Consider the following 21,914-nt stretch of genomic DNA (forward strand, 5'->3'; position numbering starts at 1 on the left):
TAAAAAAGGGTTTTTTCTATGTTTTTTAATCCACTACAAACCTTGGTAGGCTTTGAGGCAACCTGGTTAATAACTCATAATTTACTTGATCGCTAAATTCACTAAATGAGGAAACACTAATTTCTAAATCACCTTGTTTTCCAATTAAAACTACTTCATCACCTTTTTGTACTTGTTCAATTTTAGTAACATCTACTGTAATCATATTCATATTTACAACACCAATAATACTTACCCTTTGACTGTGAATTAACACACGACCTTGATTACTTAAATCTCTACTAAATCCGTGGCTATAACCCACAGGAATTGTTGCTATTTTTAAATTTGAATTGGCTAGATATGAAGTTCCATAGCCAACAAATTCTCCTGCCTTAACAGTTTTAATATCCATAACTTTACTTTTCCATGAAATAAGTCTTTTTAAAGGATGTTCGGTTATTTTCTTTTTGGTTAAGTACTCTATATATATTTCTTTATTTGGGAAAAAACCATATTGAACAATCCCTAGTCTTACCATATCCATTTGGCTTTTTGGATACCGTAATGCGGCTGCAGAACAAGCAGTATGTAATTGAAGTGGAATTACCTTTTTATCAGTAAATTTTTGTACTGATTTTTGGAAGCTTTTTTGCTGTTTTTTTATCCTGTAATAATTTGTAATGCTTTCAGCTCCAGCATAGTGAGTGCATAAACCTTTAAAAGTAATATGAGCGCTATTTTGAGTGATAAATTGGCAAATTTTACCAATATTTTTTTGACTAAAACCAGTTCTATTCATGCCAGTTTCAATTTCAATATGAATACACGCTTTTTTATGTAATTTTTTTGCTAGTTCAACCGCTTTTTCTAACCTATCAAATTCAAAAACATAAAATTCAATCTCATTTTCAATGGCCCAAGCTAATTGTTCATCTTCAACCAAACCCATAATCATAATGGTATTGTTATTTGTTGAAGATTTTTGAACTCTAAATGCTTCATCTGCGCTAAAAACTGAAAAATGATTGATACCACATGATTCAGCTAAAGGAATGTAAACTTCAATTCCGTGCCCATACGCATTTCCTTTTACTACAGAGGATATTTGTACGTTTTTACGAATATGATTTTTTAAAAAACTTAAATTATGAATTAAAGCTGATTTACTAATTTCTAAGTAGGAGGTATAAAACATAGGTTAATTTAAAAGTTGTAAACTTATTTGATGAAATAATTGAATAGTAGTTGGTAAAATTTTATCTGGGAAATCATACTCTGGATTATGTAAGGGAGCACAATGTTTTCCAGCACCAATACCAAACATAGCTCCTTTAAATTGTTGTGTAAACAACCCAAAATCTTCACCAAATTTAAAAGGTTCTTTTTTTAATTGTACCTCTAACTTTTGATGTTTGGCTGCTAACAAAATAATATTAATAGCGTCATTGTTATTTTTTGTAGCCTTAAATTCTTCAGTCCATTCAGTTTCAATTTTAACGTTGTGTTTAATTGAAATTTTCTGTAAAATAGTTATAATTGTTGAAGATAATATATTCATTTTTTCTTGAGTCCAAGTTCTTAAAGTAAACCTTAATTCGCCATATCCAGCAGCAGTACCATAGGCAATTTCTCCCATAGTTATATGAATAGGAGTTATTATTGAAAAATTTTCACTTTTAGGATGATTATTGGAAAGTGTTTCAAACGTTTGAATAATTTTGGAAATTGATAAAGCTGGATTTATTCCTTTTTCTGGTTCAGCAGCATGGGCATTTTTACCATAAATTTTTATGATAATACTTTTTACAGCAGCTGTAAAGGAATCCTTTTTAATAATTACCTGATGTAAAGTTTCTCCTGGAATGTTGTGAAAAGCAAAGATATAGCTAGGATTTAAATTTTTAAATTTAGGATCATTTATAACTCTATTGGCACCTTCTCCAGTTTCTTCCGCAGGTTGAAATAACAATATTATTTTCCCTTTTTTTGGTGGGTTTTTAGATAATAATTTTGCAAAACCTAGCAAGGTGGTTGTATGTCCATCATGACCGCATTTGTGGGAAATACCTTTAGTTAAAGATTGGTGTTTAAACGTATTGGTTTCCGTTATAGGTAATGCATCCATATCTGCCCTAAAAAGAATGGTTTCCCCCTTTTTTTTACTATCAAAAATTGCCAATATACCATATCCACCAATGTTGGTTAATAGTGTAGTTGGGGTGCAAGTTTTTAGGAATGTATAAATAACTTTTGAGGTATTAGTTTCTTTTCCAGACAACTCAGGATTTGCATGTAACTTGTGCCTTAGTGGAATTAGTTCTTGAAATAATTTTTCATCCATTATCGTTTAGAAGGTTTTTAAATTTAAGAAACTATAAAATAAAAATTACCAATAGACTTCCTAATTTAAGGGCTTTAATTTAAATTAAAATCCATTTCACTCTACCAATTTCTCCTGTTTCTAGCTGAACTTTTATACCATGTGGGTGTGATGCAGAGCTTGTTAACAATCGTTTTACAATACCTTTGGTTAATTCGCCACTACGTTGATGATGTTTTTGAACAATTTCTACTTGAGCTCCTATTCTAATATTTTTTCTAGTTTTTCCATCTATCTTTTTAATTTCCATTTCTTTAAACTGTATTTTAAGGTAGGTTTTTACCTACAGAGGCAATGTAAATTTTTAACCATTGTTCCGTACTCATAGTTATTTTTAAAGCACTCATTGCATTTTTTATTCTTTCAATATGTCGACTTCCTACTACTGGAATAATTTGGCTAGGATGTGCTAAAAGCCAAGCATAAATAACAGTATCTATATTCTCAACTTCTAATTCTGTGGCAATTTCTTTTAAAGTTTTTACAATTCTATGTTCTTTTTCAGTAGTTGGTTTAATTAATTTTCCACCTGCTAAAGGAGACCAAGCCATAGGTTTAATTCTTTTATTTAAAAAGTAATCGATATTACCATTGTCAAAATGTTCTAAGCAATAAGGTGAAATTTCTACTTGATTTGTAACTAAAGGCATTTCAACATATGAAGATAACATTTCAAATTGTTGAGGTGTAAAATTAGAAACTCCAAAATTTAATACCTTACCATGTTGTTTTAATTCATTAAAAGCTTTTGCAACTTCTTCTGGGTTAAAAAATGGAGATGGGCGATGTAGTAATAAAACATCTATATAATCTGTTTTAAAGTTATTTAAAGAGCTTTCTACAGTTGAAATAATATGATGATAGCTATAATCGTATGAGTTAATACTTCTTGTAGGAAATTTATCTGTTGCTAGTTTAATTCCACATTTGGTAACAATTTGAATATTTTGACGAAGTGAAGGCTTTAAAGCCAAAGCATCACCAAATAATTTTTCACAGGAATAATTTCCATAAATATCTGCGTGGTCAAAGGTTGTTATTCCTAATTCTTGTGTTTGTTGAATTAATTTTAAAAGCTCTTGATTGGATAAATTCCATTCTGCTAACCTCCAATACCCATGAACTATTTTAGAAAATTTTAATTGTGGTGTTAAACTAATTTGATTCATTATTTACACGGCTTTTTAAGATGATGTATTTTTGAAGATCAGAAGTTAAAATTGTTGAAAGTTCGTGTTCATTTTCGGCAGTAGTTTCTACAAAAACAAATCCGAAAATAGGATATTTTTTAAAATCTGTTTTTCTAAGAGTCAGAGGTTTTTTAAAATCTTTGAGTAACTTTTCAAAATCAAAATGTGAAATTGTATTTTCAGGAATTCCCAAACCATTATCCAGTAAAACAATGCTGTATTTTTGAGATTCTCTAGTTTTAAAAATCTCGTTCCAATCAGGTTTTTTTCCTTTTAAAAAATACTCATAAGAATTAATTCCATAAGCATACCAAGCCAAATCTCCTGTTGTACACCAACCACCAAAACGTAATGGATTAACTTCAATTGGATATACTTTTCCTTCAGGATTTACTCTAATTTCAATATGAATTGGAAAGTTTTTTAAGTTGGCTTTTTTACCTATTAATTGTAAAAATGACTGAATTTGTGTAAAATAAGTTTCAATAATTGTTTTTGAAGTAGAGTAAACACGGTCGCTTACATCATTAGCAGATGAAAAAATATGATGTAAAACATTTAATATAACAGGTTCACCTTTATTATTAAAATAACAATCTACCGCATATTCTTCTCCGTCAATATATTCTTCAATTATAAAATCGGTGATGTCAATAACTTGTTTTGGATAATGACTTTTAAAGTTGGAAACTTCATTTTCAATAGCATTTAAAACGCTTTCCCATTCCTTAGCACTATCAACTTTATGCACTGCAATACTAAAAAATCCAACGGTTGGTTTTATAATAAAAGGAAATTTTAAATGGTGAACGTTTATATTTTTTAAGTCTGTAAATTTGATACCTTTAAAAAAATACTCAGGAAAAATATCTGCTATTAACGCTCTAAATTTTAATTTGTTTTTAAACAATGAAATTTGTTGAGGCAATTTTGTAAAATGTAGATGTTCTTCAACCCAACCTATTGAATTTTCAGAATTTGAATAGATTGGAATTGTTGGATTATCTTTAATTTTTTGGATTGCTTTTTGTTCTGAAATCCAATTTAGTGAGGGATCTGCAATCATTAATTTTGCAGCCTCTGTGGCTATAATTTCAAAATTATTTTCTTTGATAGTTTGTATCAAAAAATCTGAAGCATAGGGTTTATCAATAAGTATCATTTTATAAATTAATCTTTTTTTATTCTTTGATTTCTACCAATTAAAAAATATAAGATTGTACCAATAAAACTGGTAAACAATACCACTAAAACCCAAATAAGCTTTTCGTTTCCTTTAAAGTCGCTTCTTAAAATATCAATCAATGCAATTATGGGTATTAAAAACGCGCAAAGTATTAAAATTAATTGCCAAGGGCCAATTATTCCTAAAAAATTCATCTTTTTCTATTTTTTAATTAAAGAATAAAGGTAGCTAATTAATTTCTACTATTTTTTAATTTTTTTGGTCCATACCATAACCAAAAACCAGTAATGGTAAAAAGTAGTAGAGCCAATCCCATAAGAGTTGTATAAACCAATTCAAATTGTTTATTCGAAGTTGAAAAAGTATCATCTAAAATCGATCCATCATGAATGTCTTCAAATAAATCTGAATACCTTTTTCCAATATTTAATACATTTCCAGTAGCACCATCTAATTGAATTTCCCAGTAATGATTTTCAAAAATAAACTTCACTATTCCTTTATTTTTTCTAACATCTATACGGTCAAGCTCTGATGACAAATCTGTAGAAATAGAGTCTCTTAAAATTGTGATTGCATTTTTGTGCAAACTATCTAACGGAAGCCATTTTTGTAAGTTAGTTGAAGAACCTTTATAAGATTGCGGTATCATTATATCATTACTATGGCTTTTCCATCCTAATAGGATGCCTGTTATAGCAATTATAAAAAAGAATATAAAAAGTAATGCACCAGTTATTCGGTGTATTTTTCTGAAAATTCTTAAAATTTTTGCTTGTTTTTTTCTTGAGGTATTTTTTGTCATTTATTCAACTTTTTCAATTACCTTTTTTAGGTTTAATTTTTCTTTGGGAAGAAAACCTTTAACCATTAAAGCAATTCCAAATATCATTAATAAAACTCCCATAATACGTTTTATTTTATAGGTAACTTTTGGAGTTAATTTTTTCTTTAATTGCTTGGCTAATACTATTTTTCCAACATCAGTTACTAAATAACTTATTAAAATAAGTGCAAAATAGTTGAATATTTTATTGGAATCCATTTCAAAGTTTGGACCTACCACTAAAATCATTCCTAACCAAAATGCTAAAACGCCTACATTAATAAAATTGAGCAAAAATCCTTTTAAAAACAATTTTGTATAATTTGTTTTTTCAGGCAATACCAAACTTTCATCTTGAATGGCTCTTTTTTGACTTTTATCTAAAAAAGTAATGATACCATACACTAATAAAATGAGACCTCCTATTAAAAATAAACGAGGATCATCTTTAATTTTTTCCAATAAACTTTTGCTTCCAAAATAGGCAATTAAGATAAAAACAACATCTCCTAACATAACACCTAAATCAAACACAATAGCTGCTCTAGCTCCTTTAATTATGCTTGTTTGTATTAGCATAAAAAAAACAGGACCTATCATAAATGCTAGGAAAAATCCGATTACTACTGCCTCTTTAAGTTCGTTAAAAGCCATTTTTTGTTTACTAAAATGTGAAAATACTATAAATATTAAACATCATCATAGTCAACTGTTATTTTTTCAGTTATTGGGTGCGCCTGACAGGTTAAAATAAATCCATCTTTAATTTCTTCTTCGGTTAAAATAGTATTTTTATCCATGACTGCTTTTCCTTCAGTTACTTTTGCTAAACAGCTGCTACAAATTCCACCTTGGCAAGAATAAGGTGCGTCGATACCTTCTTTTAATGCTGCGGTTAAAATAGAAGTTTTAGTTTCCATGTTAAATGAAGTTTCTTCATCATCAACTAGTACAGTAATTTGGCATGAACCTTCGAATGTTTGAGCGGGTTCATTAGATGAAGTTGGGGTTGAAAACAATTCAAACAAAATGGTGTTTTTATTAAAACCATTTTCAAGTAAAGTTTCTTTAGCGGTTTCAATCATTTGCTCTGGACCACATAAAAAAGCGCTGTCAAAAGTTAAATTTTTAAATTTATTTTTTACAATATAGTTGATGTTTCCAGTATCAACTCTTCCAAAAAGTGCATTTTCTTGTTGTTCACGACTGTAAACATATTGAACATTAAATTGATTTTGAAAATTGGAAGCCAACTCATCTATTTCAGATTTAAAAATAGTTTCACTAGTAGTTTTATTTCCATAAATAAGTGTAAAAGTACTGTTAGGCTCTTTAGCTAAAACATCTTTCACCATTGCCATTATAGGTGTAATTCCACTTCCAGCAGCAATTGCTAAATAATTTTTTGAATGTGATGTTGAGGTTTCTAAAATAAATTTTCCTTCAGGCTTTTGCACATCTAAAGTATCTCCTTCTTTTAAAATGGTATTTGCAAAGACGGAAAAAGTTCCATTATCAACTGCTTTAATAGCTATTCTAAGCTCTCCGCTATTTGGCGATGAACAAATTGAATAAGCTCTTCTTAATTCTTCTCCAGCAATTGTTTTTTTAATATTTAAATATTGTCCAGCTTTAAATTGAAATTCATTTTTTAATTCCAAAGGAATATCAAATACTAAAGAAACAGCATTTGGGGTTTCTTTTTTAAGTTCTTTTATAGTTAGTGTGTAAAATTTTGACATGGTAATTTTATTAAGGGTACAAAAGTAGTTAAACTAAATAAAAACATTTTGTTAAAAATATACCTAAGAAAGTTATACATAAGAAAATTATGTATATATTTGAATTAGTAATAAACATCACATGGGAAATCAAAAACTATACAAAGGCTCTTTACAAACCATTATTTTAAAGTTATTAGCAAAAAATGAGAAAATGTATGGTTATGAAATTACTCAAAAAGTTAAAGAATTAACCAAAGGCGAGCTCTCAATAACCGAAGGCGCTTTATATCCTGCATTGCACAAATTGGAAGCCGAAGGGTTTTTAGATGTTGAAGTAGCTAAAGTTGATAATCGTTTAAGAAAGTATTACAAACTTACTAAAAATGGGACTAAAGAAACCGTGAATCGATTGGCTGAGATGGAAGAGTTTTTAAAAACCATGCAACAAATTGTAAATCCAAAGTTTAGTTTAGAATAAAATTGCTTAGAATGAAACTAACTAAAGAACAAATTCAACAACTATATAAGTTTACACGTCAACATTATGTAGAACATTTTGATGTGCAAACTGAGTTGGTTGACCATTTAGCCAACGATATAGAACAAATTTGGAAAGAAAAACCAAATCTTTCTTTTGAACACGCAAGAGATATCAGTTTTAAAAAATTTGGTGTTTTTGGTTTTATGGATGTGTATGGAGCTAGACAAGGTACATTGCAAAAAAAGTATATAAAAATATTATGGCAGCACGCTAAAGATTGGTTTAAATTGCCAAAAATTATAGCAACTTTTACATTCTTTTATTTTTTCTACAAAGGATTAATTCAGTTTGGAGATACATTTGCACTTTCAGTTTTAGTGGTTTTAATTTTATTTGGTTTAGTAAAACATATTCTGTTATTACAAAAAGTTAAAAAAAGACAAAAATTGAATGGCAAAAAATGGCTGTTAGAAGATATAATTTTTAAAGGCCTGTTCTTAGGAGGAGGAATGATAGGCATTAATTTGTTTAATATTATTAATATATCAAGTCCAAAAGTTTATAACACATATTGGGCAATTTTTTATGCAGCTATATTTACAATAATGGTAGTTTACGTTTATATGAGTGCAGTTGTTTTGCCACAAAAAGCCGAAAATTTATTGGTTGAAAATTATCCAGAATATAAATTAGTGTAACAAATAGTTATAAATAGCTACGTATAACCCAAAGTCATAAAACCAAAACTAATGATTAAGCATTTTATAAATTTTGAATGGAAACAATTTTTTCGTTCATCCTATTGGCAAAAAAGTATAGCACTAAATATTTTAATGGCTTTTTTAGCTGTTTATTTTATGTTAGTTTTTTTGGCTTTAGGAATTAGTATTTACCCTTTATTGAAAAAGCAATTTCCAGAATCTGATCCGCTATTAATGGTAAATAGCTTTTTATTTTATTGGTTTTTAGGCGATTTATTAATGCGATTTTTCTTGCAAAAATTGCCAGTTATGAATATTAAACCTTTACTAATTTTACCATTAAAGCGAAATAAAATTTTAAACTATGTATTGGGTAGGTCTGCCCTTTCATTTTTTAATTTTTTACCACTTTTTGCAATTATTCCTTTTGGAGTTATATTAATTTTTGAAGATTATAATACTACAACAACCATAGTTTGGATGGTTTTAATGTATGTGTTCACTTTAATAATTAATTTTTTAAACTTTATTATTGAAGCAAAATCAGCCGAAACAGAATTATCTTTTTTACCATTAATACTAATAGCTTCATTATTATTTGCAGTAAACTATTTTGAATTAATTGAATTTACAACCTTACTAGGAAACGCTATCAATGTTATAGTTGAAAATCCAATTTATTTAAGTATTCCAATAGCAATTTTAGCGTTAGTATACTATTTTAATTACACGATGCTAAAAACTAAATTATATGTAGATGGTTCTTTAAAAGCGAAGGCCGATGTTGCAACAACTACTGATTTAGCGTGGACCAGAAGATTTGGTGATATAGCTCCTTTTTTACAGCTTGATTTAAAATTACTGTGGAGAAACAAGCGTCCAAGATCTTCAATATTTATTTTAGTAATTGGACTGTTGTATGGGTTGTTCTTTTACCCAAACCCAATGTATAAAGACTGGATTCCTATGTTTGTTTTTGTTGGTATTTTTGTTACTGGAATTTTTATGATCAATTTCGGACAATTTATCCCAGCATGGGACAGTGGGTATTATAAGCTATTAATGAGCCAGAATATTAAGTATAAAGAATACTTAAATTCAAAATTCTCATTAATGTTAATTAGCGCCATTATTATGTTTGTGCTAAGTATTCCTTATGTTTACTTTGGCTGGAAAATATTAACCATCCATTTTGCAGCTATGATTTATAATATTGGAATAAATTCTCATGTTTTACTCTTAGGAGGTTCTTTTAATAGAAAAAAGATAGACTTAACACAGCGTGCAGCATTTAATTACCAAGGGACTGGAGCTGTTCAATGGTTAATAGGTTTTCCTTTGCTTTTAATTCCAATTTTACTGTTTTATGTTCCCTATAAGTTTTTAGGGTTTGAAGCAGGAATTGCTACCTTAATAATTTTAGGAATTATCGGCATTGTATTTCATCAAAAAATAATGAATTTTATTACAAAAAAATACCTGAATTCAAAATATAAAATGATTAGCGCTTTTGACCAAAGTAATTAAATCTTTCAAACAACTTTAAAAATTTTACGAATGATAAAAGTAACTGAACTTTCAAAAAAATATAGCGGAAATATAGTTTTAAATATTGATGAATTAGAAATCCCAAAAGGACAAACTTTTGGTTTGGTTGGAAACAATGGAGCTGGAAAAACTACCTTTTTTAATTTATTGTTGGATTTAATAAACCCAACTACCGGACAAATAATTACTCATGAAATTCAAGTGAATAAAAGTGAAGACTGGAAACCATTTACAGCAGCTTTTATTGATGAAAGCTTTTTAATTGGTTACCTAACACCGGAAGAATATTTTTATTTTATTGGAGAATTAAGAGGCTTAAACAAAGCAGATATTGATACGTTTTTAATACAATTTGAAGAAATTTTTAATGGTGAAATTTTAGGAGGGAAAAAATATTTAAGAGATTTATCCAAAGGAAATCAGAAAAAAGCAGGCATAGTTGCAGCTTTAATTGGAAATCCTGAAGTTATTGTGTTAGACGAACCCTTTGCAAATTTAGACCCAACAACTCAAATTAGACTAAAAAAAATGCTGAAAGATTTAACAACAAATAGTCAAGCAACAGTATTAATTTCTAGCCATGATTTAGGTCATGTAACCGAAGTGTGTGAACGAATTGTTGTATTGGATAAAGGAAATGTTGTAAAAGATATTCAAACCTCACAAGAAACCTTAAAAGAGTTAGAAACCTATTTTTCAGTGTAAGTCAATTAAATACATAGTTTTTTGTATTTTTACATCCCGCTTACAATAATTTGATAACCTAATTAGTTAAGAGGGAAGTAAAAACAGATTCTATTGAAAAATATTTTTAAAATAGCAACTCCTTTTTTAGCTTTTTTTTTGGTATTAAGTTGTTCAACAAAAAAAGACGCATTTATAAATAGAAGTTATCATTCAGTTACTACAAAATATAATGTGCTTTATAATGGTAATGAAGCTTTGCGCATTGGATTAGAGCAACTAAATTCAAATTACGAAGACAATTTTTGGGAAGTTTTACCAATTGAACCTTTAAAAATTGATGTATTGGCTTTGCCTGGAATGAATGTTGATGAAGACAGCTCTCCTCAAGAATTTGAAAAGGCAGAAGAAAAAGCCGTAAAAGCCATACAAATGCATTCTATGTTAATTGCAAGACAAGAACGCAATAAACAAATTGATGATGCTTATTTGTTATTAGGTAAATCACGTTATTACTCTAAAAGATTTGTACCCGCATTAGAAGCCTTTAATTATATTGTAATCAATTATCCAAAGGCTAGTTTAATTAATGAAACTAAAATTTGGCAAGCCAAAACTCAAATTCGTTTACAAAATGAAGAACAGGCTATTGAAGATTTAAAAAAACTATTAAAAAAACAAGATCTACCTGAAGAAATAAGTGAATCAGCTCAAACAGCCATTGCAATGGCTTATGCACAAATTGGTGAAAATCAAGAAGTAATTAATCATTTAAATAAAGCAGTTTTTAAAACCAAAAAAAACCTTTTTATACCTGCAATGATTACCAAAAATAAAAAGGTTAGCAGTGAAAAAATAATAAGCACAAAAAATAACGAGCAAACTGCTAGAAATTTATTCATTTTAGGTCAATTGTATAGAGAAAAAAATGCAATAGATTCTTCAAACACAGCATTTCAAAGCCTAATTGAATTTAAAAAGGCACCGTATAAATATAAAATACAAGCTCAAATTGAAAAAGCAAAAAACGTTACCACTTCTGAAGATGAATTAGCGACTATAGAGTTATTAAAAAAATTAATAAAAAACAGAGATAATCGTCCATATTTAGGAGAACTATATTATCACCTTGGAAGCCTTCAAAAAAATCAAAATTTTGAAGTAGCTATTGAAAGTTTTAAAAAATCAATTGCAGCCAAGCAAATTTCTAAATTTCAAAAAGAATTATCCTACGAAGCAGCTGGAGATTTATTTTTTGAAAAAGCCCAGTTTTTAAAAGCAGGTTCTTATTATGATAGTGTATTAAGAGCTACAGAAAGTGAAAATTCAAAAAGAATAAGACGATTGGCTAGAAGAAGAAATAATTTAAACGAAGTTATTTTATATGAAAACATAGCTAAAACAAGCGATAGTATCCTTAAATTGGTTCAAATGAGTAAAGAGGATCAAACAGCTTATTTTAACAAGTATATAGAAAATTTAAAATCAAAAGAAGAAAAAGCAACACCCATCAAAAATACTGGAAAAGGGTTTATTTTTTCAAAAGATAATAATAAAAAAGTATCAAGTACTTGGTACTTTTATAATATACAAACTGTTGGTTTTGGAGAACAAGAATTTCAACAAATTTGGGGAAATAGACCTTTAGAAGATAATTGGCGGTTAAGTGATAAAACACAATTTAAATTAATCGATACTAAATTGAAAGCTGATGAAGAGAATTTAAATGTAGTAGAAAACGAAAAATACAATGTGGAGTATTATTTAAAAAATATTCCAACCAATACCATTGAAATAGATAGTTTATATAACGAAAGAAACAACGCTTATTTTAAATTAGGTGTTATTTATAAAGAACAATTTAAAGAAGAAAACTTAGCGCTTAGCAAATTAGAAAAACTACTCACATTTAATCCAAAAACAACTCTTTTAATTCCAGCAAAATATCATTTATATAAAATTTATAACAATCAGGGTAATGCAAAAGCAACAATATTGAAAAATGATATTGTTTCAAATTACCCAACATCAAAATATGCTAAAATAATTTTAAACCCTAATGCATCATTAATTCAAGAAAATGAAAACTTACCCGAAAATATTTATGCCGAAGTTTTTTATGAATATAAAGATGAAATGTACGACAGTGTTATAAAAAAATCTACCAATGCAATTAGCAGATTTGAAGGACACGAAATAATTCCTAAATTTGAACTTTTAAAAGCGTATGCTATAGGTAAAAAAGAAGGGATAGTTGCTTTTAAAGAAGCATTAGATTTTGTTGCTATGAATTACCCAAATACCGAAGAAGGAAAAAAAGCATTGGAAGTAATAAACACCATAAAAACAAAAATTCAATAACCCTAATAAGCACAAACATCATGTTTTCAGAAAAAAAAGAAAAGCAACCACAAGTTTTAGAACGAAATATTATAGGAAAAAACACTTCAATTGTTGGAGATGTTATCTCAGAAGGCGATTTTAGAATTGATGGAAGTGTTGAAGGAACTATTAAAACATCAGGTCGTGTAGTTATTGGAAAAGATGGAACTGTAAAAGGTAAAGTATTTTGTGAAAATGCGGATGTAGAAGGAAAATTTTCAGGAGAATTACAAGTAAGTAGTTTATTAACATTAAAAGCAACAGCCGTAATTTCAGGAGATGTAATTATAAGTAAATTATCTGTTGAGCCAGGAGCTGAATTCAATGCAACTTGTGCAATGAAAGGTTCAGTTAAGGAATTAAAAAATGAGCAATCCAAAAAAGAAAAAACAGCTTAATAAGTATCTACAACTAACTGGAGTAGCTTTTCAAATGGGCATTACTATTTATTTGGGAGTCTATTTTGGAAAATGGTTAGATAGTTATTTTGAAACTTCTAATAAAATTTACACCATAATTTTAACATTACTCTCTTTGTTTGCTGCAATTTGGAGTGTTTTAGCTCAGTTAAAAAGAATCAATGATAAATACGATTAAGCCAATTCTACAATTTTCAATACTATTATTAATTGTTTTAAGCATAGTGTTTGGAATTCATTTAGCTATTTTATCATATTTTAATTATCCTCTTTTTGAAAATATGATCATTGCTTCTTATATCGTAAATTATTTATTGGCATTTATAATTTTTATAGCTCTTTATTTTTTACGAAAAAAGTATTTAGATTTACTAGGCTTTATTTTTATGGGAGGAAGTTTTTTAAAATTTGGCGTGTTCTTTATTTTTTTCTTTCCAGTTTTTAAACAAAATGGTGAAATAAATACGTTGGAATCGGTTTCATTTTTACTGCCTTACATTACTTGTTTAATTCTTGAAACCTTCTACGTTTCAAGGCTGTTAAATAACAAGCTATAAGTCAATTAAAACCAAAAAAAATAAGATAAAAAAACATAGAAAAAATATTTTTTGGTTTCTAATATAAAACCGTACATTTGCAAAATATTTTTAGAGAACACTATTAATAAAGTGATATGCATAGAATTAACTTGGTAAAAATACTTTCGTTACTACTATTAACTGTAACAATTTCAGTAAATGCTCAACATGATGCTTCAACAAAAGCTCATGAAGAAACAACTCCTCAAGAGAAAGATCTTAAAACTGAAATTAAAGAATATATAGCACATCACTTGCTAGATTCTTACGATTTTACATTGTTTTCTTGGACTACAGACGCAGGTGAACATAAATATTTTAGTGCACCATTACCAGTAATTATTTACGATGGTGGTTTAAAAATATTTTCTTCTTCTAAGTTTCACCACGGAGAAACAGTAGCCGAAGTTGATGGTAACTACTACAAGTTATACCATAATAAAATATATAAAACAGATGCTGAAGGAACCATTTCTTATGATGAAGAGCATCACCCAACCAATGCAAAACCTCTAGATTTTTCTATCACCAAAAACGTTGTTTTTATTATTATAGTAGCGGTTTTAATGTTTTTTATGTTTACCCGTATGGCAAAATCATACAAAGGAAACCTGATGCCAAAAGGTATGGGTCGTATGTTAGAGCCAATAATTTTATACATAAGAGATGATATTGCGATTCCTAATATTGGTGAAAAAAAATATAAAAAATATATGGGTTACTTATTAACGGTATTTTTCTTTGTATGGATTATCAACCTATTGGGTTTAACGCCACTTGGTGTAAATGTTACTAACAATATTGCAGTTACATTAGCGTTGGCTTTAATCACTTATTTCCTAACAACATTTACCGCTAATAAAAATTATTGGAAACATATTTTTTGGATGCCAGATGTTCCAGTATTAATGAAAATTATATTAGCTCCAATAGAGTTATTAGGAACTTTTATTAAACCTTTTGCTTTAATGATTCGTTTGTATGCAAATATTACAGCAGGTCATATTGTATTAATGAGTATTATAGGTTTAATGTTTGTGTTTAAAAGTTGGATTGGTAGTCCATTATCGTTTGGGTTAGCATTTGCACTAGCTTTATTAGAATTATTAGTAGCAGCGCTACAAGCATATATTTTCACCATGTTATCGGCATTATACTTTGGTATGGCAGTTGAAGAACATGACGATCACTAAAAATTGAATGTTTAATTAATTAATATATATATTATGACAGGTTTAAATTTCGTAGGAGCAGGTTTAATTGTAATCGGTGCTGGTTTAGGTATCGGTAGAATTGGTGGTTCAGCAATGGACGCTATTGCACGTCAACCAGAAGCTTCTGGAAAAATCCAAACAGCGATGCTTATTGCAGCAGCACTTATTGAAGGTATTGGATTTGCTGCGTTATTTGCAGCTTAAGAAAAACAAGCAAATAGCTACAACGGTTGGTTGTAGCTATTGTTTAAACTATTAATTAAAGAATAACAAAACAAAAAAATGGAGAAGTTAATAGAACAATTTTCTTTAGGTTTATTTTTTTGGCAATTAATTTTATTTATTGCCTTAGTACTTTTATTACAAAAATTTGCTTGGAAACCTATTTTAAATTCTGTAAATGAAAGAGAAAAAGGTATAAAAAATGCATTAGATGAAGCTGAAAATGCACGTAAAGAAATGCAAAACCTAAATGCTGATAACGAGCGCATTTTAAAAGAAGCACGTGCACAACGTGATACGCTTTTAAAAGAAGCACGTGAAATGAAAGAGGGTATTATTTCTGAAGCAAAAAATGAAGCTCAAGTACAAGCTGCTAAAATTGTTGAACAAGCGCAAGCAACTATAGAGGCTGAAAAACAAGCTGCAATTACAGATTTAAAAAATCAAGTTGCTGAATTATCAGTAGGTATTGCAGAAAAAGTAGTGAGAGGTGAATTAGCAGATAAAAACAAGCAAACTAAACTTGTTGAAGAGCTATTAAAAGAAGTAACTATTAGTTAATTAATTCATAATGAGCGGATCTAGAGCAGCAGTAAGATATGCAAAAGCAATATTAAGTTTTGCACTTGAACAATCAAAAGAGGTTGAAGTGAATAACGACATGTTGTTAATGGCAAATACAATTGAAGAAAGTAAAGATTTACAACTGATTTTAAGCAGTCCAGTGTTAAAATCGGAAGAAAAAAAATCAACCTTAAAAGAAGTTTTTTCTTCAAAAGTATCTGGTTTAACTATTGGCTTAATAGATCTTTTAGTTGAAAATAAAAGATTGTCTATTTTAACTGATGTAGCAAAAAAGTACACAGTTATTTATGACGAGTTAAAAGGTATTGAAGTAGCAAAAGTTACAACAGCAGTTCCTTTAACAGAAGAGTTGAACAATAAGGTGCTTGACAAAGTAAAAGAAATTACTGGTAAAGAAGCAACCATTGAAAATATTGTAAATCCAGATATTATTGGCGGATTTATACTACGTATTGGAGATGTTCAATACGATGCAAGTATTACAAATAAATTACAAGTATTAAAAAGACAATTTGAAAAGGTTAATTAACCAATTTTCAAAATGTAAATTAAATAGATTTTAGTTTTAAAAAATATAAAAAATGGCATCAATAAAACCAGCTGAAGTATCAGCGATTTTAAAACAACAATTAGCAGGGTTTGAAGCATCAGCTTCATTAGACGAAGTAGGAACAGTATTACAAGTAGGTGACGGTATTGCACGTGTATATGGTTTATCAAACGTACAATACGGTGAGTTAGTTGAGTTTGAAGATGGATTAGAAGGAATTGTACTTAACTTGGAAGAAGACAATGTAGGAGTTGTTTTATTAGGTCATTCTATTTCAATCAAAGAAGGAGCTACAGTAAAACGTACTGAAAGAATTGCTTCATTAAAAGTTGGTGAAGGAATTGTTGGACGTGTTGTAAATACATTAGGATTTCCTATTGATGGTAAAGGTGCTATTCAAGGTGAAACTTTTGAAATGCCACTTGAGCGTAAAGCTCCAGGGGTAATTTATCGTGAACCTGTAACAGAGCCATTACAAACAGGAGTAAAGGCAGTTGATGCTATGATTCCTGTAGGTAGAGGACAACGTGAGCTTATTATTGGTGACCGTCAAACAGGTAAATCTACTGTTGCCATTGATACTATTATCAACCAAAAAGAATTTTACGATGCAGGTGAACCAGTTTATTGTATTTATGTAGCAATCGGACAAAAAGCTTCTACAGTTGCAGGTATTGCAAATTTACTAGAAGAAAAAGGAGCTTTAGCTTATACAACAATTGTTGCTGCTAATGCATCAGATCCTGCTGCAATGCAAGTATATGCTCCAATGGCTGGTGCTGCAATTGGTGAATATTTTAGAGATACGGGTCGTCCAGCTTTAATTGTTTATGATGATTTATCTAAACAAGCAGTTGCATACCGTGAAATTTCATTATTATTACGTCGTCCACCAGGACGTGAGGCGTATCCAGGAGATGTTTTCTACTTACATTCAAGATTGTTAGAGCGTGCTGCAAAAGTAATTAATGATGATACTATTGCTGCTCAAATGAATGATGTACCAAATTCGTTAGAAGGCAAAGTAAAAGGAGGAGGTTCTCTAACAGCTTTACCAATTATTGAAACACAAGCTGGTGACGTTTCTGCATATATTCCAACCAACGTAATTTCAATTACTGACGGACAAATTTTCTTAGAATCTGATTTATTTAACTCTGGGGTGCGTCCTGCTATTAACGTAGGTATTTCTGTATCTCGTGTTGGTGGTAATGCACAAATCAAATCCATGAAAAAAGTAGCAGGAACATTAAAATTAGACCAAGCGCAATATCGTGAGTTAGAAGCGTTTGCTAAGTTTGGTTCCGATTTAGATGCTGCAACTATGAATGTTATTGAAAAAGGAAAACGTAATGTGGAAATTTTGAAGCAAAATCAATCAGATCCATTTACTGTTGAAGATCAAATTGCAATTATTTATGCAGGTTCAAAAAACTTGTTAAGAAGTGTACCTGTTGAAAAAGTAAAAGAATTTGAAACTGATTACATTCAATATTTAAATGCTAAACATAGAGGAACATTAGATACGCTAAAAGCAGGTAAATTAACAGATGAAGTTATTGATACTTTAACTAGCGCGGCTAAAGAAGTTTCAGCAAAATACGCTTAAAACTATTGTCATTCCCGTAAAATCGAAGATTATGAATTCATTAATTTAAAATGTGATTCAATGAGTAAAACGGGAATCTCATGATTAGAAGCTCATATAAAAAGATTCCGTATCAAATGCGGAATGACAAATTAAATTAGAATGGCAAACTTAAAAGAAATACGTAACAGAATTACATCCATTGGATCAACAATGCAAATTACCAGTGCCATGAAAATGGTATCGGCTGCAAAGTTGAAAAAAGCGCAAGATGCAATTACCCAAATGCGTCCGTATGCTAATAAGTTAACTGAACTTTTACAAAGTTTAAGTGCTACTTTAGAAGGCGACGTTGGAGGTGTATATTCTGAACAAAGAGAAGTTTCAAAAGTACTTTTGGTTGTAATTACATCAAATAGAGGTTTGTGTGGTGGTTTTAATTCATCGGTAATTAAAGCAGCTGTGAAAAATGTAGAGGACAATTATAAAGGAAAACAAGTTGAGCTTTTAACAATAGGTAAAAAAGGAAACGATTTGTTATCTAAAGATTTTTCAGTTGTTGAAAATCACAATGAAATTTTTGACGATTTGACCTTTGATAACGTTGCTGCTATAGCGGAAACTATTATGACTTTATTTGCCGAAGGGAAATATGATAAAGTTGAATTGGTTTATAACCAATTTAAAAATGCCGCAACTCAAATAGAAACAATTGAACAGTTTTTACCAATTGAGCCTATTAAAGGAAACGTAAATGTAAACACAGATTATATTTTTGAGCCAGGAAAAGCTGAAATTGTTTTAGAATTAATTCCAAAGTCTTTAAAAACACAATTGTATAAAGCAATTAGAGATTCTTTTGCTTCTGAACATGGTGCTCGAATGACAGCAATGCACAAAGCAACGGATAATGCTACTGAATTGCGTGATGATTTACTACTAACGTACAACAAAGCACGTCAGGCAGCAATTACCAATGAAATTTTAGAAATTGTTGGTGGAGCGGAAGCCCTTAACAATTAGGCGGATTATTTATGAGCCAAATTTTTAACAGTATATAAGCTTTTAATATTTAGAAATAAAGATAATTATAACAAAGCATATTTAAAGAGTTTATCATTTTTTGATAAACTCTTTTTTTGTAGTTTGGTATATGATTTGATATAACTGTAGTATAAGTAAATAATTATGAAAAAAATAATACACTTTATAATGTTTTTAGGAGCATCATTCCTATTTACTTTTTGTGGATCATCTAAAGGTCTTAAATTACAAAAAGAACCACCTTTTAAAGTTATATCAGCAACGTATAATTCTTGGGTTGGTGGAAAACCTAATTCTAAAGGATATACAATTTCTGTTTCCATAGATAATCCAGAAATCACCTTGGATTCTGTTTTTTTTAGAGGATTAAAATCAGAATTTAAAGTTGAAGAATTTAAATCAAAATTGGTTTTTACAAGTCTTTTAACACAGCCAAAACCACATGATTATAATTTAGATATAGATGAGAAAAAAGAATTTGGAAATAAGCCACCTGAAGCAACGTCAAAAATCCCTTTTGAATTAAACGAAAATGAAGCAGTTGTTAGTTATACATTAAATGGTAAAATCAATTACTTTAAAATTACTTCGTTACAAAAAACAGCAACGGTTTATATGTATTCAAAAAATTAGTCTTCAAAATAGGTTAAATTGATTTCTTTTCTAACTAAATCTAATAAAGAAATCAATTCAATACTATGGTTATGAGACCAAAGGTTACTTTCAATTTTACCATTATTTAAGCATTTATTGCATTCTATAATCTCATGAGTATATCCTTTTCCTAATTTTGGATATTCAAATTTTTGTTTTTTTTCATCTTTAGTTAAAGTAAAACAAACTGTTTCGTTCCAAGGATTATTTATAATAATTTCACCCAAAGTACCACTAATTTTAGCAACCCTTTTTGAGCTTGAATTAAAACTACTAAAAAGTAGTGCTTGAGCATTTTTATAATTAAATATCATTGCTAATTGTGAATCTACTCCAGAGTCAAAATACGTTGCACTCGCCATAATTTTAATAGGATTTCCTAATAAAAAATAACTTAAAAAAATAGGATAAATTCCAATATCTAATAGAGAGCCGCCACCTAAACTTTTGTCATGTACACGTTGGATGGTTAAAGGCGCTTTAAAGGCAAAATCAGCATTAATGTATTTTAACTCACCAATTTCTCCAGTATCAATTCTTTTTTTTATTTCTACCATTGCAGGCATAAATCGAGTCCATAAAGCTTCCATTAAAAAGGTGTTATTTTCTTTTGAAGCATCAATCATGCTTAGAACTTGAGTTTTATTAATAGCAAAAGGTTTTTCACATAAAACTGCCTTTTTATGTTGTAAAGCTAAAACAGTAATGGATTGGTGTAAGTTATTTGGAGTGGCAATATAAATAATTTCCACGTTTTTATCTTGGATTAACTCTAGATACGATCCATAATGTTTATTTGCATAATATTTTTTAGAAAAAGAGGCTGCTTTTGAAATATCTCTTGAAGCAACAGCTTCTAATTCAATGTCTTCAAGTAACAGTAAATCATTCGCAAATTTATGTGCAATTTTTCCTAAGCCAATAATTCCCCATTTAATTTTATTCATATAAAAGCAGCTTTTTAGTATTAATTAGTAAATATAATTTTTTTGGCATAGAATTTGAAATTCCTTGAACATAACCTAAAAATAAATGAATATGAAGACTTTAAAATTACTTTTTGCAACACTGGTTTTAGGTATAACTTTTACTTCTTGTAGTATTAGAATTAATGACGATGATGATTATTATGTTTCTTTAGAAGAAATTGTTACAGATTTTGATTTATGGTATATTGATTATAACAAAACAACAGGAAACGGTGATGTGCCATTTTTATCGAAAGCTTTTACCATATCATTTATTAATGGAAAATTATATGCAAATAATAATTTAGTAGGTATAGGCTCTACAGGAAATGGTTATGGTATTCAAATAGGATACTACGACACCTATAATGGCTATTTAGAAGTGGATCACAATTTAGATGGTTATTACGATTTTGATGTGGTTCAAATAACGAGAGACAGAATAAAATTAGTGGACAATTACAACAACGTAACGTATTATTTAGAAGGGTATCAAAAATATAATTTTGATTACGATCAAATATTTTATGATAATATTGAATACTTTTTACAAGAGTATGATGCTTGGGAAAAAACATTTGTAAGCGATACAGGTGAATTAAACGAATTTGATAATGAAAACTTTTTAAGTTTTACACCAGAAAATATAACTACTTTTTATTCATCTCAAGATCAAATTGGCACGAATGTTGCTAATATTTATTGGGACTATGTAGGTAGCTACACTGTTGCAAATGTTCAAGGATATGACAATCTAAAAATTTTAACATTAGATTATGATTCTTATGGCAATGAAGAGTTTGAATTGAGCGTTATAAATGATGGAAAGATTAGTTTGTACCACATAGACTCTGGAACAACCTATGAGTTTACAGGAAGAGGTTATATTCAATACTTAAAAAATAGTTCGTCAAAAGGTACTGTAAGGAATGATGAAAGAAAACGAACTAAAGTATATAGAGAAACGAAAATTAGAAGAAATTTAAAATAAAGTTTGGTTAGTTGATT

At 29.1% G+C, this 21,914-nt stretch carries 26 protein-coding genes; 16 read left to right on the forward strand and 10 right to left on the reverse strand.

From position 1 onward, the window contains the following. Positions 1-25: 25 nt before the first annotated feature. From alr to Q0714_RS03040, 9 genes are all read right to left on the reverse strand, one after another. Complete coding sequence (gene alr / locus Q0714_RS03000) at positions 26-1,177, reverse strand: alanine racemase (protein WP_298262827.1); 1,152 nt, start codon at positions 1,175-1,177, stop codon at positions 26-28. A 3-nt stretch (positions 1,178-1,180) separates the two neighbouring features. Next, positions 1,181-2,323 carry an amidohydrolase gene (locus Q0714_RS03005; RefSeq protein ID WP_298262828.1) on the reverse strand — a complete coding sequence of 381 codons (1,143 nt, stop codon included), beginning with the start codon at positions 2,321-2,323 and terminating at the stop codon, positions 1,181-1,183. A 79-nt stretch (positions 2,324-2,402) separates the two neighbouring features. Next, complete coding sequence (locus tag Q0714_RS03010; RefSeq protein WP_363317268.1) at positions 2,403-2,612, reverse strand: YwbE family protein; 210 nt, start codon at positions 2,610-2,612, stop codon at positions 2,403-2,405. 16 nt (positions 2,613-2,628) lie between these two features. Further along, on the reverse strand, positions 2,629-3,531 hold the full coding sequence (locus tag Q0714_RS03015) for an aldo/keto reductase family oxidoreductase (RefSeq protein ID WP_298262829.1): 903 nt from the start codon (positions 3,529-3,531) through the stop codon (positions 2,629-2,631). Beyond that, positions 3,518-4,714, reverse strand: a complete 1,197-nt coding sequence (locus tag Q0714_RS03020) for an ATP-grasp domain-containing protein (RefSeq protein WP_298262830.1) — start codon at positions 4,712-4,714, stop codon at positions 3,518-3,520. The genes Q0714_RS03015 and Q0714_RS03020 overlap by 14 nt, the downstream gene beginning before the upstream one ends. A gap of 8 nt (positions 4,715-4,722) precedes the next feature. Then, positions 4,723-4,932, reverse strand: coding sequence for a PLD nuclease N-terminal domain-containing protein (locus Q0714_RS03025; protein ID WP_298262831.1), 210 nt, complete (start codon positions 4,930-4,932; stop codon positions 4,723-4,725). Positions 4,933-4,970: 38 nt separating this feature from the next. Next, the gene (locus Q0714_RS03030) at positions 4,971-5,543 is read right to left on the reverse strand and encodes a PepSY domain-containing protein (RefSeq protein ID WP_298262832.1); all 573 of its coding nucleotides are present in this window, start codon (positions 5,541-5,543) and stop codon (positions 4,971-4,973) included. Next, positions 5,544-6,218: a LysE family transporter gene (locus Q0714_RS03035; protein ID WP_298262833.1), complete on the reverse strand. Its 675-nt coding sequence runs from the start codon at positions 6,216-6,218 to the stop codon at positions 5,544-5,546. 35 nt (positions 6,219-6,253) lie between these two features. Next, complete coding sequence (locus Q0714_RS03040) at positions 6,254-7,306, reverse strand: ferredoxin--NADP reductase (protein WP_298262834.1); 1,053 nt, start codon at positions 7,304-7,306, stop codon at positions 6,254-6,256. Positions 7,307-7,427: 121 nt separating this feature from the next. On the opposite strand from Q0714_RS03040, the gene Q0714_RS03045 reads away from it, so the two are divergent. The 15 genes from Q0714_RS03045 to Q0714_RS03115 all read left to right on the forward strand — a co-directional run bounded on the left by Q0714_RS03045 (position 7,428) and on the right by Q0714_RS03115 (position 19,917). Further along, positions 7,428-7,766 (forward strand): PadR family transcriptional regulator, encoded by a 339-nt coding sequence (locus tag Q0714_RS03045; protein WP_298262835.1) that lies wholly within the window; start codon positions 7,428-7,430, stop codon positions 7,764-7,766. 11 nt (positions 7,767-7,777) lie between these two features. Continuing rightward, positions 7,778-8,467, forward strand: a complete 690-nt coding sequence (locus tag Q0714_RS03050; protein WP_298262836.1) for a hypothetical protein — start codon at positions 7,778-7,780, stop codon at positions 8,465-8,467. Positions 8,468-8,518: 51 nt separating this feature from the next. Next, entirely contained in the window at positions 8,519-9,997 is a 1,479-nt protein-coding gene (locus Q0714_RS03055; RefSeq protein WP_298262837.1) for a DUF5687 family protein, read from the forward strand. A gap of 30 nt (positions 9,998-10,027) precedes the next feature. Further along, positions 10,028-10,723, forward strand: coding sequence for an ABC transporter ATP-binding protein (locus Q0714_RS03060; RefSeq protein ID WP_298262838.1), 696 nt, complete (start codon positions 10,028-10,030; stop codon positions 10,721-10,723). A gap of 93 nt (positions 10,724-10,816) precedes the next feature. Next, on the forward strand, positions 10,817-13,063 hold the full coding sequence (locus tag Q0714_RS03065; protein ID WP_298262839.1) for a hypothetical protein: 2,247 nt from the start codon (positions 10,817-10,819) through the stop codon (positions 13,061-13,063). Between the two features lie 20 nt (positions 13,064-13,083). Continuing rightward, entirely contained in the window at positions 13,084-13,482 is a 399-nt protein-coding gene (locus tag Q0714_RS03070) for a polymer-forming cytoskeletal protein (RefSeq protein ID WP_298262840.1), read from the forward strand. Continuing rightward, complete coding sequence (locus Q0714_RS03075) at positions 13,451-13,681, forward strand: AtpZ/AtpI family protein (protein ID WP_298262841.1); 231 nt, start codon at positions 13,451-13,453, stop codon at positions 13,679-13,681. The genes Q0714_RS03070 and Q0714_RS03075 overlap by 32 nt, the downstream gene beginning before the upstream one ends. After that, positions 13,665-14,060, forward strand: coding sequence for a hypothetical protein (locus Q0714_RS03080; RefSeq protein ID WP_298262842.1), 396 nt, complete (start codon positions 13,665-13,667; stop codon positions 14,058-14,060). Before Q0714_RS03075 ends, Q0714_RS03080 begins: the two co-directional genes overlap by 17 nt. Before the next feature lie 116 nt (positions 14,061-14,176). Continuing rightward, complete coding sequence (gene atpB, locus Q0714_RS03085; RefSeq protein ID WP_298262843.1) at positions 14,177-15,274, forward strand: F0F1 ATP synthase subunit A; 1,098 nt, start codon at positions 14,177-14,179, stop codon at positions 15,272-15,274. Between the two features lie 33 nt (positions 15,275-15,307). Next, positions 15,308-15,499 carry an ATP synthase F0 subunit C gene (atpE, locus tag Q0714_RS03090; RefSeq protein WP_089380496.1) on the forward strand — a complete coding sequence of 64 codons (192 nt, stop codon included), beginning with the start codon at positions 15,308-15,310 and terminating at the stop codon, positions 15,497-15,499. A 78-nt stretch (positions 15,500-15,577) separates the two neighbouring features. Beyond that, complete coding sequence (locus Q0714_RS03095; RefSeq protein WP_298262844.1) at positions 15,578-16,078, forward strand: F0F1 ATP synthase subunit B; 501 nt, start codon at positions 15,578-15,580, stop codon at positions 16,076-16,078. 10 nt (positions 16,079-16,088) lie between these two features. Continuing rightward, on the forward strand, positions 16,089-16,631 hold the full coding sequence (gene atpH / locus Q0714_RS03100) for an ATP synthase F1 subunit delta (protein ID WP_298262845.1): 543 nt from the start codon (positions 16,089-16,091) through the stop codon (positions 16,629-16,631). A 52-nt stretch (positions 16,632-16,683) separates the two neighbouring features. Further along, the gene (gene atpA, locus Q0714_RS03105) at positions 16,684-18,261 is read left to right on the forward strand and encodes a F0F1 ATP synthase subunit alpha (protein ID WP_298262846.1); all 1,578 of its coding nucleotides are present in this window, start codon (positions 16,684-16,686) and stop codon (positions 18,259-18,261) included. A gap of 141 nt (positions 18,262-18,402) precedes the next feature. Then, entirely contained in the window at positions 18,403-19,263 is an 861-nt protein-coding gene (gene atpG / locus Q0714_RS03110; protein ID WP_298262847.1) for an ATP synthase F1 subunit gamma, read from the forward strand. Between the two features lie 165 nt (positions 19,264-19,428). Continuing rightward, on the forward strand, positions 19,429-19,917 hold the full coding sequence (locus Q0714_RS03115; RefSeq protein WP_298262848.1) for a hypothetical protein: 489 nt from the start codon (positions 19,429-19,431) through the stop codon (positions 19,915-19,917). On the opposite strand, the gene Q0714_RS03120 is transcribed toward Q0714_RS03115, so the two are convergent. Beyond that, positions 19,914-20,885: a Gfo/Idh/MocA family oxidoreductase gene (locus Q0714_RS03120; protein ID WP_298262849.1), complete on the reverse strand. Its 972-nt coding sequence runs from the start codon at positions 20,883-20,885 to the stop codon at positions 19,914-19,916. The two genes, Q0714_RS03115 and Q0714_RS03120, sit on opposite strands and share 4 nt — an antisense overlap. A gap of 91 nt (positions 20,886-20,976) precedes the next feature. Between Q0714_RS03120 and Q0714_RS03125 the strand changes: the two genes are divergently transcribed. Next, positions 20,977-21,897 (forward strand): hypothetical protein, encoded by a 921-nt coding sequence (locus tag Q0714_RS03125; RefSeq protein ID WP_298262850.1) that lies wholly within the window; start codon positions 20,977-20,979, stop codon positions 21,895-21,897. The last annotated feature ends 17 nt before the right edge of the window (positions 21,898-21,914 follow it).

The organism is uncultured Lutibacter sp., assembly GCF_947493565.1.
Classification (GTDB): domain Bacteria; phylum Bacteroidota; class Bacteroidia; order Flavobacteriales; family Flavobacteriaceae; genus Lutibacter; species Lutibacter aestuarii.